The organism is Acinetobacter sp. YH12145, from assembly GCF_013418335.1.
GTDB lineage: Bacteria > Pseudomonadota > Gammaproteobacteria > Pseudomonadales > Moraxellaceae > Acinetobacter > Acinetobacter amyesii.
Genome location: NZ_VPCE01000009.1, coordinates 133,240 through 150,256, shown reverse-complemented (window position 1 = coordinate 150,256; position 17,017 = coordinate 133,240). Strand labels below are relative to the sequence as shown.

Here is a 17,017-nt window from a genome sequence, read left to right as displayed (position 1 = left end):
TACGGAATTATGTGTATCGATGCGTTGAAAAAACCACTGCTGTGCAGTGGTTTTGTGCTCTTTATTTTTTCATATTGCCTGCGTGTAAACCGCATTCTTTATGGGTTGCATCTTCCCACCACCAGCGACCTTCACGTTCGTGTTGATTCGGTAAAACAGGTCGAGTACATGGTTCACAGCCTATCGAGATAAAGCCACGTTCGTGTAGTGGATTATATGGAATTTCCATTAGACGGATATAGTTCCATACATCAGCACTAGACCAGTTTGCCAAAGGATTATATTTAATCAATTGCTTGCCCGGACCTGAAAAACCTGGGTCAGCTTGTACTACTGGAATTTCATTACGTGTGCCTGGGCTTTGGTCCTTACGTTGACCAGTGATCCAGCCATCTAAAGTGGCTAGTTTTTTACGCAAAGGTTGTACTTTGCGGATACCACAGCATTCTTTATGTTCATCTTGATAGAAGCTAAAAAAGCCCTTTTCTGTTACTAGTTTTTGTACCGCATCACTTTCTGGGAAACAGATTTCGATATCAATTTTATAATGTTTACGGACAGTATCTAAAAATTGGTAAGTTTCAGGGTGTAAGCGACCGGTATCTAAACTAAATACACGAAATGGAATCCCTAAGTTCGATGCAAGATCTATCAGTACAACATCTTCTGCACCAGAAAAGGAAATCGCAACTTCACCTTGCTGGCTTAGCGCAAGTTTCATAATCTCAGAAGGTGATTTATCTGCATATTCGGATGCAAGTGCATCGACAAGGTCAATAGTAGGGATGGTAGTCATGAATGTCCTGGCTATAGGCTTGGAACGTTAAAACCTATATTAATTTATTTCAGAACTATTTTAATTGAAATGCTAAAACACACTTATCACTAAAAAATAGATACTTATGAAAAAAATAGATTTAAAAAAAGAACAATGCATTTTTTTATTCTTCCGCTATGATATTGAAAAAATTTTTTCACTTAACAGAGGGTAGAGTGCATGGAAGTCGTTTGTTTAGATCTAGAAGGGGTTTTAGTACCTGAAATTTGGATTAATTTTGCGAAAAAAACAGGCATTAAAGAACTTGAAGCAACGACTCGTGACATTCCAGATTACGATGTGTTGATGACTCAACGTTTAAATATCCTAAAACAACACGGTTTGGGTTTAAATGATATTCAAGACGTAATTGCAGATATGGGGCCATTTGAAGGTGCAAAAGAGTTTGTAGAGTGGGTACGTACTCATTTTCAATTGATTATTCTTTCAGATACTTTCTATGAGTTTGCACATCCATTAATGCAGCAACTTGGTTGGCCAACGATTTTCTGTCACAAGTTAGAAACTGATGAAAATGGCATGATTAGCGCTTATAAGCTTCGTCAACCTGATCAAAAACGTAAAGCCGTTCAAGCATTACATGGGTTAAACTTCCGTGTAATTGCAGCAGGTGATTCTTATAATGATACGACGATGCTTGGTGAAGCTGATGCGGGTTTCTTATTTGATGCGCCTGACAATGTGATTGCTGAATTTCCACAATTCCCACCAATTCATGGCTATGCAGCACTGAAAGAAGCGATTCGTAATGCTTCTATTCGGGATATTCCAGCTTAATTCTGAATAGTAAGTTATAGAAAAGGGCGCTTATAGCGCCCTTTCTTGTTTAATCCAAAGTTTTTAAAGCAACTTAGAAACGGTAACCGATTTTTAAGCTGTAACCGATTGCATCGTTGTCTTTAAAGTTAGCAACATTTGCAGCTGTTTCATTACCAGGGACAGAGTGTGAACCAGATTGTGCAGTCGCATCACCCAACCAGAAGTATTTAACACCAGCTTGAATAAACGATTGAGGTGTTGGACTAAATTGTCCACCTAAGCCAGCGCTCCAGTAACCTTCGGTTGGGCCTAAAGTTGACACTGGGTTACCTGCACCAGAGTCCCAACCGACCATGACTGTACCAGCCCATTGATCATTAAATTTACGGCCAACGCCTGCATTTACAGACCATTGATCCTTAGAATAGTCGACTAAGTTAAAACCATCTGTGTAGCCAACGATACCGTTAGAACCAGCAACTAAAGAACCTAAAATATCTGCTTTAATACCAAACTCATGAGGTTTAATTGCAAATTTAGACCAATCTACCCAACGTACATTTGCGAAGGCAACAGTGTTTTCCATGATGCCAGATTGCAAATCTAAATTTACCGATTGTGGCGTGGTAACTTTTGTTTTACCTTCTGGAAGTGAATTAGATGCAACTAATGCATTTCTTACTGCAATTACAGCATCACGTTGCTCTTTCGGTAATTTGGCACCCAATGGACCAAGCATAATGTTTAAGATTGGTGCACTTAAGCCAGTGAAGTTATCAATTGATTGGAATGACTCAGTTGCATTTACTTCATGTTCGATTTCAGATCGATATGTTAGGGATGCCTTTAAGGCAATTTCAGGAATTTGATATGCAAAACCCGCTAGCCATCCAAGATCACCTTCTTCTTTGATATTTGCATCATATCCAGACATCATGCTGTAAGCTTCACCACGCAGACTTACTTTACCTTCAACAGTTTGGTATACCGGTCCTGCGTAAAAATTCCAATTCTCATTAGGTTGAAAACCAAATAAAAGAGAAAGGTTTTGTGTTTTTACATCCACTTCAGTTTGACCAGTAACTTCAGTGGCCTTACTGTTAAATTGAGCGACTGTTTTGTGGTCTAGTGCACCTAGGACAGAATCAGTAGATTTTGCTGAAAAGACGCTATTTGAATTATATTTAGCCTCTGCACCAAAAGGCTGATCATAAATTAAACCAAATGAGAAATGCTCATTCAGTTGAATTTTTAATGCAGCAGCTGGGAAATAATAGTCCTCAGCCATATCACCTGTAGCTTGGCCTTTAATATCTACACCTGAGACGTTTGGATCTAAAACTGAAATCCCTGCTTCAAAATAATTACCCGGTTGTAAAAATGCAGAAATTGACTGCCCAGAGCGATCCATTGCTGCTGCAAAAGCCCCTGTCATTGGTACGCTGGCAAATAAAATGGCACTTGTTAATGCTTTTAAGTTCATTTTTCTACTTTCCTAGTATAAAAAACGCGTCAATGCGTTAATAAAATTTAAAGATATGTAATTTTTTTAATCATATCTTGCACCAAAAAATAGCATAATAAAAAAAGAGTAAAGACTCTAAATTTGAACTTAGGGTAAAAAAAAGCTGTTGATTTTAAATAATTAGAATAAATACTTTAATAATTTTTAGATAAACTATTGTTATTAAATATATAAAATAAATATCCATTAAATTATTGATATAAAATCAATTGTTTGAAAAATAAGCAACTTGTATAAAATTCTAAATGTATTGTGTGAAATGGGTCACATGCAAAAATAAAAAAAGCCCCATATAGGAGCTTTTAGTTTTTTAATTCTTAGAAGCGATAGCCAATTTTCATGCCATAACCAAGCGCAGTATTGTCTTTGAATTCGCCAACAACTGTACCGCCAGTTTGCGCTTTCGCATCTCCTAACCAGAAGTATTTCACACCAGCTTGAATGAAATAGTTCTCAGCAGGGCTGTATTGACCGCCTAAACCAACACTCCAGTAGCCTTCAGTTGGGCCAAGTGTTGTTACAGGGTTACCTGCACCAGAGTCATAACCGACAGCTGCAGTACCCGCCCATTTATCATTGAACTTACGAGAAATACCTGTAGTGATTGAGTACTGATCGTCAGAATAATCAATTAAATTGTTGCCGCCTGAACGTTGGAATAATGCTTGCGGTGTTACTACAAATTGATCCCAATGAACCCAACGAAGGTTAGCAAAAGCTAAAGTGTTTGCAGCAATACCAGTTTGTAAATCTACGTTTACAGATTGCGGTGTAATTGCATCAACACGAGCGTCAGCTAAACCGATCGTAGTACCTGTAGGTAGAGTAACATCAGGAGCAACAGTCATAGGAGATGAAAGCGTATAAGTTTCTTCACCAGTTGCTTTGTGCTTGATTTCTGAACGATACGTTACAGAAGCTTTTAAAGCAATTTCTGGAATAGAGTAGGCGAAACCTGCTAACCAACCATATGCTTCTTCTTCAGCAATCTTGATGTTATAACCAGAAAGGCCTTGGTAAGCTAAACCACGGAGTTTGATATCTGCTTCAACAGTTTGCCATACTGGACCTGCATAGAAGTTCCAGTTCTCTGTTGGTTGGTAACCAATTAACGCTGTTAGGTTTTGTGTATCAACTTCAACACTTGTACCCGTGCCGTTTGAACCGAAGAAAAGTGAATTGCTGTCGTAAGCTGCATCTGCACCATACGGTTGATCATAGATCAAACCTAAAGAAATTTTATCTGTCGCTTGTACTTTAATTGCTGCTGAAGGGAAGTAGTAGTCTTCACCCATGTCATCAACTTTATTTTTCAGTAAATCTTGACCTTCTACTTTTGGGTCTAAAATAGAAATGCCAGCTTCTGCGTAGTTACCAGGTTGTAAGAATGCTGAAATAGACTGACCTGAACGATCTAGACCCGCTGCAAATAATGATGCTGTTGGTAAAGCGGTAAGTAAAATTGCGTAGCTAAGGTGATTTAAGCGCATACTTTTCCCTGTTTGTAACTTTTGATGTTATTTCAATGTGTGGAAAGTAACATAAATAGAAAAACAGTAAATAAGAGTTGCTACTCTAAAAATGAACTGTATAAGTTAAAAAATAAGCAATGCTAGAGTAATTATTCTAGAAGGTGTTATTTATGTTTATGATTTATAAATAAAAAAATAGAGTATTTAACTTAATGTTTATCTTTGAACTTAAGAAATTCAAATGCTCAATCTATGAACATTTGAATTAAATTATTTTTACAATAGTAGATTGGATATATTTCCAATCTACTAATACCGAGAATTAGAAGCGGTAACCGATTTTTAGACCGTAAGCCCATGCATCGTTATCTTCAAATGATGCAATTGAGTTGTTAGTGCCAAACATTGACGCAGGTTGTGCATCAGCATCACCTAGCATTAAGTATTTCACACCACCAGCAATGAAGTAGTTCGGTGCAGGGCTAAATTGTAAACCTAAACCGACGTTCCAATAACCTTCAGTTGGGCCAAGGGTAGAAACTGGGTTGCCTGCACCTGTGTCGTAACCTACAGAGACATTACCAGCCCATTTTTCACTTAACTTACGACCAACACCTACAGTTGCTGAAATTTGATCATCAGTATAAGACACTAAATCAAAACCATTCGGGTTATCTGGTGTTTGACCTACTGCGCCTAAAGTGCGGCCAATTTGATCAAATTTTTCTGGGCGGATGCTAAAATCTTTCCAATTTACCCAACGCACATTTGCAAATGCAACTGTATCCGCCATGATACCTGTTTGGAAATCAAGGTTTACGGATTGAGGTGTAGTAATGTTTGTTGTTGTATTTTCATCGAAAATGGCGTTTGCTGGATTGCTTGTAACTAACGCCATTATGTTACTTTGGCCAAATTCACGAGTTGATGCTTCATGTTCAATTTCAGAACGGTATGTAACCGATGCTTTTAAAGCAATTTCAGGAATTTGATAAGCAAAACCAGCTAACCAACCTACAGCTGAATCTTCCTTCATTGTTGCATTATATTTACCCAAACCATTTGCTGAACCATAAGCTGCACCACGAAGTTGCACATCACCTTTCACAGTTTGATAAACTGCACCACCATAAATATTGATACTTTCAACAGGCTGATAGCCAACAACGAAAGAAAGGTTTTGAGTAGTTACTTCAACTTCAGTATTTTCACCATTTAAATGAAATAAGCCCGTTCCAGCAGCTACTAATGGGTCATTTGCTGAATATGCTGCGTCAGCTCCAAAAGGTTGGTCATAAAGCAAACCGAATGAGAAGTTTTTTGTAGGTTGAACTTTAATTGCTGCTGTTGGGAAATAATAATCACCCGCCATATCGGATAGATTCCCACCACCATATGCAGCTTTAGCTTTACCTTCTACTGTTGGATCTAAAACCGAAATACCTGCTTCAAAATAGTTCCCTGGTTGTAAAAATGCAGACATAGATTGTCCTGAACGATCTAGTGCAGCTGCAAAAGCCCCTGTCATTGGAACTGAAGCAAGAATCATGGCTGTAGTTAAAGTTTTTAATTTCATTCTTCGTCATTCCTTGAGATACGAATTTGATTTTTATGGTTACTGCAAATATTCGTTATGGAAAACTTTTTAATACTCTTGGGCTTAATTGTTACTCCATGTGACAAAAATAGCACAATTAAAATAAGAGTAAATGCTCTAGATTAAAAAATATGATTGAAAAACGAACTATTTAGAGTAAATGTACTAATTAATACATATAACATTTTGATTATTATTTAATATTTTTAGTTACTGCATTATTTTCTAAACCTAAAAATAATTGAAAAATATTTTCATATGGGCAGTCATAAATTGATTTTTTGGCCTTATAGACCACGCCATGTGTCGTTTTTTGCATTGACAAATAGATGGTTAGGGAATCTAAAGGTGCTATTCAATTCTTCTTAAAAACAAAATCTCAAGAGTAATATCAGTAAAAACAAAGATTAAGTTAAAAAAAAATTAGATATGAATTTTGAATTTAGATTTAAGAATTCTGAATTTAGTTTTATTGATAAATGTGAGTTGAAAAAATCAGAGAGGTGAGGTGTCCAAAAAATTGTGCGCTCTGCGGGACTCGAACCCACGTCGGTCGCTTAGGAGGCAACTGCTCTATCCAGTTAAGCTAAGAGCGCAAGACGGAGGCTAATGTACTCCTATTTTAGCTAAAAAAAAAGTTATTGCCGAAACAATAACTTTTTAAATTACTTAGTCTTTATGAACTTCATTGGGGTCAATGTCGCTCAAATCTTTAGGATTAAGATAGTTAAACATTAATAACATGACTGTAATCCAAACAGGGATCATCAGAACAGATTCCATAAAGCCCTGAGTCCACATAATAAATAGAACTAAAGCAATAAAGATCAGAACGATGTAGTTGCTGACTGGTGCCCAAAGTGCAGGATATGAGGTTTTAAAATTCAAAATACGTTTTGCACGACGGAACTGTAAGTGAGTCATGGTAATCATCGCCCAGTTCAGGACAAGCGCACCAACAACAACATACATTAAGTGACCAAGTGCATCTTCAGGTACGAAGTAGTTTAAGAGTACACAGCCGAAAATCAATACTGCAGAAAGTAATACTGCTGGAATTGGCACGCCACTTTTGTTAGTTTTTGCGAAAACTTTTGGGGCATTACCTTGTTTTGCCAAGCTATAAAGCATACGGCTATTGGCATACATACCGCTGTTATAAACAGACAGTGCTGCAGTTAGGATAATGAAGTTCAGTAAATGTGCAGCCCAATCAATACCCAGTTGGCTAAAGATCATCACAAATGGACTTTTGTCTAGACCACCTAGTTCAAGCTGATTCCATGGCACAAGTGACAATAGAATAGTCAAAGAACCCACGTAGAAAATCAAAATACGAAATACAACTTGGTTAATCGCTTTTGGAATAGTTTCTTTTGGATTTTCAGCTTCCGCTGCCGCCATACCAATCAGTTCAATACCACCGAAGGCGAACATCAAGAAAGCTAGCATGAAGAATAAGCCTTCAAAACCATTTGGGAAGAAGCCGCCCTGACTCCATAAGTTGGTAAATGATGCTGTTGAATTGGCATCTGCAGTCAGTAGCAAATACAAACCAAATACGATCATCGAAATAACCGCAGTGACTTTAATAATCGACAGCCAAAACTCAGACTCACCATAAAACTTCACATTACCTAAGTTTACTAAAGTAATGATCACGAAGAAGAACAGTACAGATGCCCACGCTGGAATATGAGGCCACCAGTAGTTGATGTATTTCGCAACAGCGGTGAGTTCTGTCATTGCCACTAAAATATAGAGAATCCAGTAGTTCCAACCTGTTAAGAAACCTGGAAATTTCCCCCAATATTTATATGCAAAATGGCTAAATGAACCTGCTACAGGTTCATGGACGATCATTTCACCCAACTGACGCATAATTAGAAAGGCGATCAGACCGCCAATGGCGTAGCCGAGAATAATGGATGGTCCAGCAGATTGAATCACATGCGCTGAGCCCAAGAATAAGCCTGTACCAATTGCACCACCCATGGCAATCAATTGAATATGACGATTCTTTAAGCCACGCTTGAGTTCGGAGGAATTGGTAGTCAAGTTACTCTTCCCGAGAATGGTTTAATTTTGGTAATTGTAATGTATAGAGAATGAATAGCCTAGTAGCTCAAAATTTATGAAAAATATTTATATATTTAATAACCTATTTTTCGTTTTAAATGCTGAATTAAAAATTTATGAATCAATAGATTAATTTTATTTTAATTGAAATTTTTATACTTGGCTTTATATGGAAAAGGTATCGAATGTTGTTTTTTTATACTTAAGTCATGTGATTGTTAAAACTTCAATTAAACATTGTATGATGCAAAAGCGCAGAAAAGAACGCTCTGCCAAAACACAATGATAAAGATTAAGGATTCAATAAAAATGAGTTTTGCTCCCCAAATTAAGATTCCAGCGACTTATATGCGTGGTGGTACTAGTAAAGGTGTATTTTTCAAGCTAGATGATTTGCCGCTTGCAGCACAACAAGCTGGAAAAGTTCGCGACCAACTTTTATTACGTGTGATTGGCAGTCCAGATCCTTATGGTAAACAAATTGATGGGATGGGGGGAGCGACTTCAAGTACCAGTAAAACCGTGATTTTGGCAAAAAGTTCACAGCCTGAGCATGATGTAGATTATCTATTTGGACAAGTGTCGATTGATAAAGCATTTGTCGACTGGAGTGGTAACTGCGGAAACTTAACGGCAGCGGTTGGTGCATTTGCCATTTCAAATGGTTTAGTTGAGGCATCACGTATTCCTGAAAATGGTTTGTGTACGGTTCGTATTTGGCAAGCCAATATTCAAAAAACCATTATTGCGCATGTACCTATTACTGATGGTGCAGTACAAGAAACTGGTGATTTTGAACTAGATGGTGTGACCTTCCCAGCAGCCGAAGTTCAAATTGAATTTTTAGACCCCGCAGATGATGGTGAAGATGGCGGCGCTATGTTTCCTACAGGGAATTTGGTCGATACCTTAACCGTACCTGATGAAGGCAGTTTCCCTGCAACATTTATTAATGCAGGCATTCCAACCATTTTCTTAAATGCAGAAGATATTGGTTATGTCGGCACTGAACTGCAAGATGCGATCAATGGTGATGCCAAGGCATTGGCCCGTTTTGAAAAAATCCGTGCTTATGGTGCGCAGCAAATGGGTTTGATTTCAGATATTGCTGAAGCAGAACAGCGTCAACATACCCCAAAGATTGCATTTGTTTCAAAGCCGAAAGCCTATACATCTTCGAGTTCTAAACATATTTCAGAACAAGATACGGACTTATTGGTTCGTGCCTTATCAATGGGGAAACTGCATCATGCCATGATGGGTACAGCGGCAGTTGCCATTGGTACAGCTGCGGCGATACCGGGGACACTTGTGAACTTAGCCGCGGGTGGTGGGGAGCGAGAAGCTGTGCGTTTTGGACATCCATCTGGGACGCTACGTGTAGGTGCGCAAGCAATTTATGAAAATGGTCAGTGGGTCGTTAAAAAAGCCGTGATGAGCCGAAGTGCGCGTGTCTTAATGGAAGGCTGGGTGCGTATTCCTGGGGATAGTTTAGATTAAGCATTTAACATCGAATTAGAAATCAGCCTCTGCTTTGCAGGGGCTTTTTTTTTGCCTTTATCTTTTATATGAATAAGCAAATCATGAATTGGTATATATTTTTATATAATATGAACTGCATTTAATATTAGAAAGTTTCTGTGATTTATGTCAGATTAATTTTGTTAGCATTTTGCGTAGCTTTACCCTGAAAAAAGTAGCGAAACCATGCTTAAAAAAGACTTAATAAAATCGGACCTACCTACTGAACAATTGGCTGTATTAGAAGCGTTGCCAATGCCTGCTGCGCTATTTTCTGCGACAGCTGAGCTGATATGCGCCAATCAAATATTTAAACATCGATTTCAGTCAGACTTACAAGAGATCGTATTAAATCACGTGTCTGTGATGCAGCAAAAGACCAAAGCCACAAGTTCTGAGTTTGATTTACGCTGTTTAGAGAACGATAGCATTGAACCCTTTATGTATAGTGAAAATGAACGGCATTATTGGTTCACGCTCAAACCAAAGTTTCAACAAAGTGGCGATTTGGAACATGTGCTGTTGTGCTGTGCGGATATTACAAATTTAAAGCAATTCGAATTATCTCTGTTGAAACATAACCAACAACTCGAACAACAAGTTTATTTTGATTATCTGACAGGGATAAAAAATCGACGAGGTTTTGATTTAGACCTTTCTCAGTGGCAAAAAAGCTTCGCGGTTGAACAAGCTGATGAAATTTGTTTGATGATGCTCGACTTAGACAATTTTAAGCAAATCAATGATATCTACGGTCATGCATTTGGCGATGAAGTTTTAAGAAAAAGTGCGCAGCTTTTAAGGATGCAAATTAGTCAACATGCAGATGCACAAATATATCGCATGGGTGGGGAAGAGTTTGCAATGATTTTGCCACGCACAGCTATATCGACTGCATGTTCGATTGCACAACAATGTTGTGAGCAAATCTATGCTTCTTCGATGAATTATGCGGATAAGGCTTTACAACTGAGTATCTCATGCGGAGTGGCCTTGTGGGATGGTACAGAGTCATTTTTTGAAACATTGGCACGTGCCGATCAGGCTTTGTATCAAGCCAAGAAAGGTTCGAAAAATTGTACCTGTTTTAATGATGGACAAAATGTGGCGCTATTTGAGGAAACAACATTTAAAAAACCATCAGACTGTGGGAAAAATACATAGATTTAGGCCGTAACATAGAGAAAGATTTGAGAAAGCAGTATGATGCAACAGGTCAAAATTGACAGAAAACATTGGCAATCAATTTGCTAATGAACGAAGCAGTTAAATATTTAAAGTATTTGAGGTGAATGTGTCTTCTTTAACAGACGTTTCCACACATGCCCTGACAGAAGCGCAGCAGCGTATTCAGCAGGATTTACTGACAGCGCTTGATGCATTTTCAATTCCAGAACCCTTAAAAGGGGCGGTGTTTCATGCTGTGATGTTGGGTGGAAAACGCGTTCGACCGGCACTTTGTTATGCAACAGCAGCGTTAAAACCGAATACTAATTTTGCAGCCGTACGCCGTGCTGCAGTGGCGATCGAATTTATTCATTGCTATTCATTGGCACACGATGATTTGCCGTGTATGGACAATGATTTACTTCGTCGTGGTCAACCAACCTGTCATGTGGCTTTTGGTGAAGATACGGCTTTACTTGCTGGCGATATTTTACAATCGATGGCTTTTGAAGTTTTAGGCAGCCGTCTCTTTGATCAAGGCCCAGCCGTTGAAGCGCCGATCATCTTAAAGCAAATGCAAATTTTAGCGACTGCAACTTCCAAAATGGTCAATGGACAAGTTCTAGACTTACAAGCGGAAGGCAAGCATGTCAGTCAGGATGAACTGGAAAATATTCATCGAAATAAAACTGGTGCTTTAATTTCTGCTGCAATCATGATGGCGGCAGTGACGATATTTAATGGTACAGATCAAGCCATTCCTAAACTCCGTGAATTTGGTCTCGCGATTGGTTTAGCCTTTCAGGTGCAAGATGATATTTTAGATATTATTGCTGACACTGAAGCATTGGGTAAAACAGCGGGTAAAGATCAACAAGTGGATAAATCGACATATCCTGCGCTAATGGGTCTCGAGCAAGCGCAAGCTTATGCAGAAGAATTACATGCACAAGCGCTTCAAGCTTTGGATTATTTTGCAGAAGACGCGGCAGAATTACACAAGATCACGCAGTTTTTATTAAAACGTCAAAGTTAATATAACGCAGTAAAAACCTCAGCTCACTCATTCAATATGTTGTGAGCTTTTTTTATATTTTGTAGATTTGGAACAGAAGTAAATAAACCATCTAAGTAATATCTAAATGGATGACATGATAAAAACAAAAAAGGACGCTAGGCGTCCTTTTTTGCAGATATTAAAAATTAGAGCTTATATTTAAGTGCTATTGGTCTTAAATACTTTCTTTATAGATACGATCTGCTTCTTCAAATTTTTCAGTGACTTCAGCAGATGGTGCTTTGCCCATTAAGCTTACAATGATGATTGCAATGAGTGAGCAGATGAAGCCTGGTATAATTTCATAAACGCCTGTATCGCCCCAGAGGTTTTTCCATAGAATAACCATAACAGCACCAACCACCATACCTGCTAAAGCACCATTGAGTGTCATGCGTTTCCAGAACAATGACATGATAATCAGTGGGCCAAATGCAGCACCAAAGCCTGCCCATGCATATGCGACGAGACCAAGGACTTTAGAGTCAGGATTACCCGCCATATAGATCGCAAGCAACGCAATCATTAACACCATAATACGGCCGACCCAAACCAATTCTTTTTGTGAAGCATTTTTGCGTAAGAATGATTTATAAAAGTCTTCAGTTAATGTACTTGAGCAGACTAAAAGCTGACAGCTTAAGGTACTCATGATCGCAGCTAAAATCGCAGCCAATACGATACCTGCAACCCATGGGTTAAATAGAATTTTAGTCAATTCCATAAAGACCGTTTCAGGGTTTGCTGTAACGACACCTGCCAGTTCTGGATGCTGTTGGAAATAAGCAATACCGAAGAAGCCTGCTGCAACTGCGCCACCGAGGCAGAGCGTCATCCATGTCATACCAATACGGCGTGCATTGGGAATCGATTTAACAGAATCAGCTGCCATGAAGCGGACTAAGATATGCGGTTGACCAAAATAGCCTAAGCCCCATGCCAATAAAGACATGATTGCGACAAAACTTAAGTCAGCAAATACATTCATCGCTTGAGGGCGTGCCGCTTCTAGTGCCAGAGTGAACTGGCTTAAATCAGAGAATGACAACATGACCACGATAGGTGTCAGCAGCAAGGCAAAAATCATAAAGCCCGCTTGAATGGTATCGGTCCAACTGACAGCAAGGAAGCCACCAATAAACACATAGCTCACCGTTGCAATGGCACTGATCCAAAGCGCAGTGCTATACGACATACCAAACATACTTTCAAATAATCGAGCGCCTGCAACCATGCCTGAAGCACAGTAAATTGCGAAGAAAATCAAAATAATCACAGCTGACACGATACGTAAGATTTTCTTTTGATCGTTAAAACGATTTGAGAAATAGTCAGGTAGGGTCAAAGCATTATTTTGAACTTCGGTATGTACACGAAGACGACCTGCCACAAGTAACCAGTTGAGCCAAGCACCAATGATCAGACCAATTGCAATCCACATTTCAGATAAACCTGAAAGGTAAATCGCCCCCGGAAGACCCATGAGCAACCAACCACTCATATCCGATGCACCTGCAGAAAGGGCAGTGACAAAGCTCCCTAATCGGCGGCCACCTAAAATGTAGTCAGAAAAGTTACTGGTCGCACGGTATGCAAGTAAACCGATCACGACCATGGCGACAATATAAAAGAGAAAGGTAATTAGGGTGGGATTCAGGGAGCTCATACGGTATCCGCTTTGGCGTTGGACAATTGCGTTTAATTAGGGGACTCAATGGGATTTGCCTAAGCCAAGTAGGTAAAATCGAACGATAAGTCCTAAAACGTCAAAAAAATAACGTGAAATTTAAACATAAATTGACAAAATTTGCCTTCTTTTTTGTTTTGGGCATAAAAATGGGCCGTATATCACGACCCATTTTAATTAATGCGAAGATTTAGTTATTACGTCCCATCACACCACGAATCGTATTCAGTACATCCGCAGGTAAAACCACAGTTTTGGCATTATTAGATTTAGCCATATCTTGCATGGCTTTAACGTATTGTTCACCCAGTAAGTAAGCAACTGGAATTTCTTTATCGCCGACGGCTGAACTCACCATTTCAATTGCACGCTGTGAAGATTCTGCCAGTACCACTTGAGCTTCTGCATCACGACGAGAGGCTTCTAAACGACCATCAGCTTCCAAAATAGCCGCTTGTTTTTCACCGTCTGCCTTGGTCACTGTCGCACGACGTTGACGTTCCGCTGCTGCTTGCTCTTCCATTGCAGCCTGCATGGTATGAGAAGGTTTAATATCTTGAATTTCTACAGTTTTAAGCGTAATACCCCAGTCAGAGATATCATCAGAAATAGCAGCTTTAAGTTTAGCCTTAATATGATCACGCGATGAAAGTGCATCATCGAGGTCCATTTCACCAACAATAGACCGCAAAGAGGTTTGAACTAAGTTTTGAATCGCCCATGTGTAGTTTTCAATACCATAAACTGCTTTTTCAGGCGTGGTTAAGTTGATATAAGCCACAGCATTCATCAGCAGTACCGCATTGTCACGTGTGATCACTTCCTGAGAGGGAATATCTAACACGATATCTTTGGTTGTGACTTTATAAGCCACTTCATCGACATACGGAATCACAAAGTTCAGCCCCGGATTGAGCGTTGTATGGTATTTACCTAAACGCTGAACAATCCATTTATAACCTTGGGGAACAATACGGACACCTTTAAAAATGGTGACGGCTACAAAAACTAAGAGCGCTAAAAAAACAATAGAAACACCAGACATGTCATTTCTCACTTATTTATGGATTGTCAGTGGGGTGGTTGCTGCTGTGCAGTTGGACGACTAAATCATTGCCTAAAATATCGGTCACGCGAACACGGTCGCCGACTTGAAGTGCATCTTGGGTACGGCAATGCCATTCGTCTGAACCTAAAACAGGCATCGGGAAGCGAACTTTAACGCTGCCATGATTGAGCTGGGTTTGAATCACCATACCCACTTGGCCAATCGTCGCTTCACGGGACAGACCTGCTTTGGTTTTATCAATGGATAAAGGCTTAATAAATTTGAACCACAAAAATGTGCAGAGCACGGCAAAAATAATCCAAACCACAATTTGGACATTAAAGTCCATGGATGGAAAGATCCAATATAAGATCCCAACCAAAATTGCAGAAACGCCAAACCATAGCGCAGCAAAAGACGGCAAAATCAGTTCAAAAAGCATCAAAGCGACGCCCAATACAAACCAGTGCCAAGGTTCTAAAATAAATTCCATACATCTACTCTTATATAAGGGTGAATTGATATAGATGAACCAGTATCTATATCAATGTAGCAGATGTATAACTCAATGAATATAAAAAAAATCGTTGAATTATATTTTCGCTTTTGGTGCTGGTTTAAAGGCCGCAGGGGACTGTTTAAAGTTATCGATCGCCTTAATAATGCTATTCACTTTGAGCTGTGCGGCTTTTTCACCTTCTAAAATCGTCGCATTGCTCGACTTCAAATCGAGTGTGCCGATATGTCCCACTTTAGGTTGAATCACGAAATTGGCATTTTTCAGTTCTTCATTAATACTTTGTTGTCCCATGATGTTAATGGTTTGATCGAGTAAACCAAACATGCTTACGGCTTTGGTACCATCAGGACGCGCAGAGATATCAACTGCAATCACGATATCTGCACCCATATCACGTGCGGTTTTCACTGGAATTGGGCTGACTAAGCCACCATCGACATATTTCACCCCTGCAATGGTTGCAGGTACAAATACATTCGGAATGCTGCACGATGCACGTACCGCTTGGCCGGCATTACCACGGTTAAATTCAGTTTTACTGCCATTATCCAAACGGGTGGCTACAGCAGCAAAGCGCTTTGGAAACTGTTCAATTGATTTATTGCCGACGTTTTTATTGACAAAGTCTTGCAATTTTTGCCCTTGAATAATGCCTTGGCTATTTAAGGTTAAGTCACGAATATCAGACTCTTTAAAGTTCAGGGCCAATTGCTGCATTTGATAAGGCGTTTTACCGCTGGCGTACAAGCTGCCAACAAAACTACCCGCACTGGTCCCAGTCACAATTTTAGGTTTAATACCATGTGACTCGAGTACTTTAAGCACGCCAATATGAGCAAAACCTTTGGCACCGCCACCACCGAGCGCAATCGCGATCACCGGTTCACGTGCTTTGGTTGGTGTAGGTGTCGTGGTTGCAGGCGTTTTGGTTGCAGAATCACAGCCAGCGAGTGCCAATACAAATAGGCTAGGAGTCAGGTAATGCAAAAGTTTCATGTGTGAAATCTGATTGTTAAATATACAAAGTGCACATCACATCAAAAAAATAGCCATTTGACTAGGGCTTTTTCCAGTGCTTTTGTAACGGCAAGGCCAACCATTCGGGATTTTTCGGGGAAAATTTTCCATCATAAATCTTCAAAATTTTTTCGAGATCAGTTTCAAAATCTCCACTGGGTTCAAAAACACCCAAGCAATGAATGGTTTTCTTTGCATAATCAAAGCTAAACATCACAATAGGTATCTGTGCTTCATAGGCAATATAGTAAAAACCACTGCGGATTTTATCGGCTTTTTTTCGTGTTCCCTCAGGTGCCATTCCAATCCAAATTTGATCTGTCGCTTGGACAATCTCAGCAATTTCATGGGTCAGTCCATGTGGATTTTCACGTTGCACAGGGATCACGCCGACCCAATCCAAAAGTGGTTTTAAGGGAGTATCAAAAAGGGTGTTTTTACCAAAAATGGTTATTTTTATCCCGATTCCAAGCAAGGCGAGAAAACCATGCCATGCATCTATATTAGAAGTATGCGGAGAAATGATCGCTACAGCTTTGGCAAGGTTGGGAAACTCGCCGTCAAATTTCCATCCTTGCGCCAAAAAAAGTTTTTTAAATATTGCGCGGCTCAGAGTGGAACCACGTGATGGGACTTGATCGGGCAAAACTGGAAATAATTGAGTCTTTTGATTCATTGCATATTCTTATATAAGTGAAATCCATTTTCGACGTGATGCACTTTAAAAATA

The 17,017-nt window shown here is 39.4% G+C and carries 14 protein-coding genes and 1 tRNA gene; 4 read left to right on the top strand and 11 right to left on the bottom strand.

Annotated features, from left to right (window positions below; translation table 11 throughout):
- Positions 1–61: 61 nt before the first annotated feature.
- On the bottom strand, positions 62–796 hold the full coding sequence (locus FTU80_RS11830; RefSeq protein ID WP_168379034.1) for a phosphoadenylyl-sulfate reductase: 735 nt from the start codon (positions 794–796) through the stop codon (positions 62–64).
- 201 nt (positions 797–997) lie between these two features.
- On the opposite strand from FTU80_RS11830, the gene thrH reads away from it, so the two are divergent.
- On the top strand, positions 998–1,615 hold the full coding sequence (gene thrH, locus FTU80_RS11825) for a bifunctional phosphoserine phosphatase/homoserine phosphotransferase ThrH (protein ID WP_180085216.1): 618 nt from the start codon (positions 998–1,000) through the stop codon (positions 1,613–1,615).
- A 73-nt stretch (positions 1,616–1,688) separates the two neighbouring features.
- Here the strand turns inward: thrH and FTU80_RS11820 are convergent, their stop codons facing one another.
- The 5 genes from FTU80_RS11820 to FTU80_RS11800 form a co-directional block, all read right to left on the bottom strand.
- A complete protein-coding gene (locus FTU80_RS11820; RefSeq protein ID WP_078189977.1) occupies positions 1,689–3,080 on the bottom strand; it encodes an OmpP1/FadL family transporter in 1,392 nt (463 codons plus the stop codon).
- Between the two features lie 359 nt (positions 3,081–3,439).
- Entirely contained in the window at positions 3,440–4,612 is a 1,173-nt protein-coding gene (locus FTU80_RS11815; protein ID WP_180035514.1) for an OmpP1/FadL family transporter, read from the bottom strand.
- A gap of 304 nt (positions 4,613–4,916) precedes the next feature.
- The gene (locus FTU80_RS11810; protein WP_180035515.1) at positions 4,917–6,170 is read right to left on the bottom strand and encodes an OmpP1/FadL family transporter; all 1,254 of its coding nucleotides are present in this window, start codon (positions 6,168–6,170) and stop codon (positions 4,917–4,919) included.
- A gap of 544 nt (positions 6,171–6,714) precedes the next feature.
- Positions 6,715–6,787: transfer RNA gene (locus FTU80_RS11805), tRNA-Arg, on the bottom strand.
- A 73-nt stretch (positions 6,788–6,860) separates the two neighbouring features.
- On the bottom strand, positions 6,861–8,249 hold the full coding sequence (locus tag FTU80_RS11800; RefSeq protein ID WP_111885597.1) for an amino acid permease: 1,389 nt from the start codon (positions 8,247–8,249) through the stop codon (positions 6,861–6,863).
- A gap of 330 nt (positions 8,250–8,579) precedes the next feature.
- On the opposite strand from FTU80_RS11800, the gene prpF reads away from it, so the two are divergent.
- From prpF to FTU80_RS11785, 3 genes are all read left to right on the top strand, one after another.
- A complete protein-coding gene (gene prpF, locus FTU80_RS11795) occupies positions 8,580–9,770 on the top strand; it encodes a 2-methylaconitate cis-trans isomerase PrpF (RefSeq protein WP_180085214.1) in 1,191 nt (396 codons plus the stop codon).
- A 207-nt stretch (positions 9,771–9,977) separates the two neighbouring features.
- Positions 9,978–10,955, top strand: a complete 978-nt coding sequence (locus FTU80_RS11790; protein WP_180085211.1) for a GGDEF domain-containing protein — start codon at positions 9,978–9,980, stop codon at positions 10,953–10,955.
- Positions 10,956–11,085: 130 nt separating this feature from the next.
- Positions 11,086–11,994: a polyprenyl synthetase family protein gene (locus FTU80_RS11785; protein ID WP_180085209.1), complete on the top strand. Its 909-nt coding sequence runs from the start codon at positions 11,086–11,088 to the stop codon at positions 11,992–11,994.
- 196 nt (positions 11,995–12,190) lie between these two features.
- Here FTU80_RS11785 and putP read toward each other — a convergent pair whose 3' ends face one another.
- The 5 genes from putP to FTU80_RS11760 form a co-directional block, all read right to left on the bottom strand.
- Positions 12,191–13,681 (bottom strand): sodium/proline symporter PutP, encoded by a 1,491-nt coding sequence (putP, locus tag FTU80_RS11780; protein ID WP_078193047.1) that lies wholly within the window; start codon positions 13,679–13,681, stop codon positions 12,191–12,193.
- A 211-nt stretch (positions 13,682–13,892) separates the two neighbouring features.
- Positions 13,893–14,747, bottom strand: coding sequence for an SPFH domain-containing protein (locus FTU80_RS11775; protein ID WP_078189969.1), 855 nt, complete (start codon positions 14,745–14,747; stop codon positions 13,893–13,895).
- Positions 14,748–14,763: 16 nt separating this feature from the next.
- Complete coding sequence (locus FTU80_RS11770) at positions 14,764–15,243, bottom strand: NfeD family protein (RefSeq protein ID WP_078189968.1); 480 nt, start codon at positions 15,241–15,243, stop codon at positions 14,764–14,766.
- Positions 15,244–15,342: 99 nt separating this feature from the next.
- The gene (locus tag FTU80_RS11765; RefSeq protein ID WP_180085207.1) at positions 15,343–16,266 is read right to left on the bottom strand and encodes a patatin-like phospholipase family protein; all 924 of its coding nucleotides are present in this window, start codon (positions 16,264–16,266) and stop codon (positions 15,343–15,345) included.
- 61 nt (positions 16,267–16,327) lie between these two features.
- The gene (locus FTU80_RS11760; RefSeq protein ID WP_180085205.1) at positions 16,328–16,963 is read right to left on the bottom strand and encodes a 1-acyl-sn-glycerol-3-phosphate acyltransferase; all 636 of its coding nucleotides are present in this window, start codon (positions 16,961–16,963) and stop codon (positions 16,328–16,330) included.
- Between the last annotated feature and the right edge of the window lie 54 nt (positions 16,964–17,017).

Coding starts and splice junctions, on each gene's coding strand:
- FTU80_RS11830 (WP_168379034.1), bottom strand. CDS start 796: ATGACTACCATCCCTACTATTGACCTTGTCGATGCACTTGCATCCGAA.
- thrH (WP_180085216.1), top strand. CDS start 998: ATGGAAGTCGTTTGTTTAGATCTAGAAGGGGTTTTAGTACCTGAAATT.
- FTU80_RS11820 (WP_078189977.1), bottom strand. CDS start 3,080: ATGAACTTAAAAGCATTAACAAGTGCCATTTTATTTGCCAGCGTACCA.
- FTU80_RS11815 (WP_180035514.1), bottom strand. CDS start 4,612: ATGCGCTTAAATCACCTTAGCTACGCAATTTTACTTACCGCTTTACCA.
- FTU80_RS11810 (WP_180035515.1), bottom strand. CDS start 6,170: ATGAAATTAAAAACTTTAACTACAGCCATGATTCTTGCTTCAGTTCCA.
- prpF (WP_180085214.1), top strand. CDS start 8,580: ATGAGTTTTGCTCCCCAAATTAAGATTCCAGCGACTTATATGCGTGGT.
- FTU80_RS11790 (WP_180085211.1), top strand. CDS start 9,978: ATGCTTAAAAAAGACTTAATAAAATCGGACCTACCTACTGAACAATTG.
- putP (WP_078193047.1), bottom strand. CDS start 13,681: ATGAGCTCCCTGAATCCCACCCTAATTACCTTTCTCTTTTATATTGTC.
- FTU80_RS11775 (WP_078189969.1), bottom strand. CDS start 14,747: ATGTCTGGTGTTTCTATTGTTTTTTTAGCGCTCTTAGTTTTTGTAGCC.
- FTU80_RS11770 (WP_078189968.1), bottom strand. CDS start 15,243: ATGGAATTTATTTTAGAACCTTGGCACTGGTTTGTATTGGGCGTCGCT.
- FTU80_RS11765 (WP_180085207.1), bottom strand. CDS start 16,266: ATGAAACTTTTGCATTACCTGACTCCTAGCCTATTTGTATTGGCACTC.
- FTU80_RS11760 (WP_180085205.1), bottom strand. CDS start 16,963: ATGAATCAAAAGACTCAATTATTTCCAGTTTTGCCCGATCAAGTCCCA.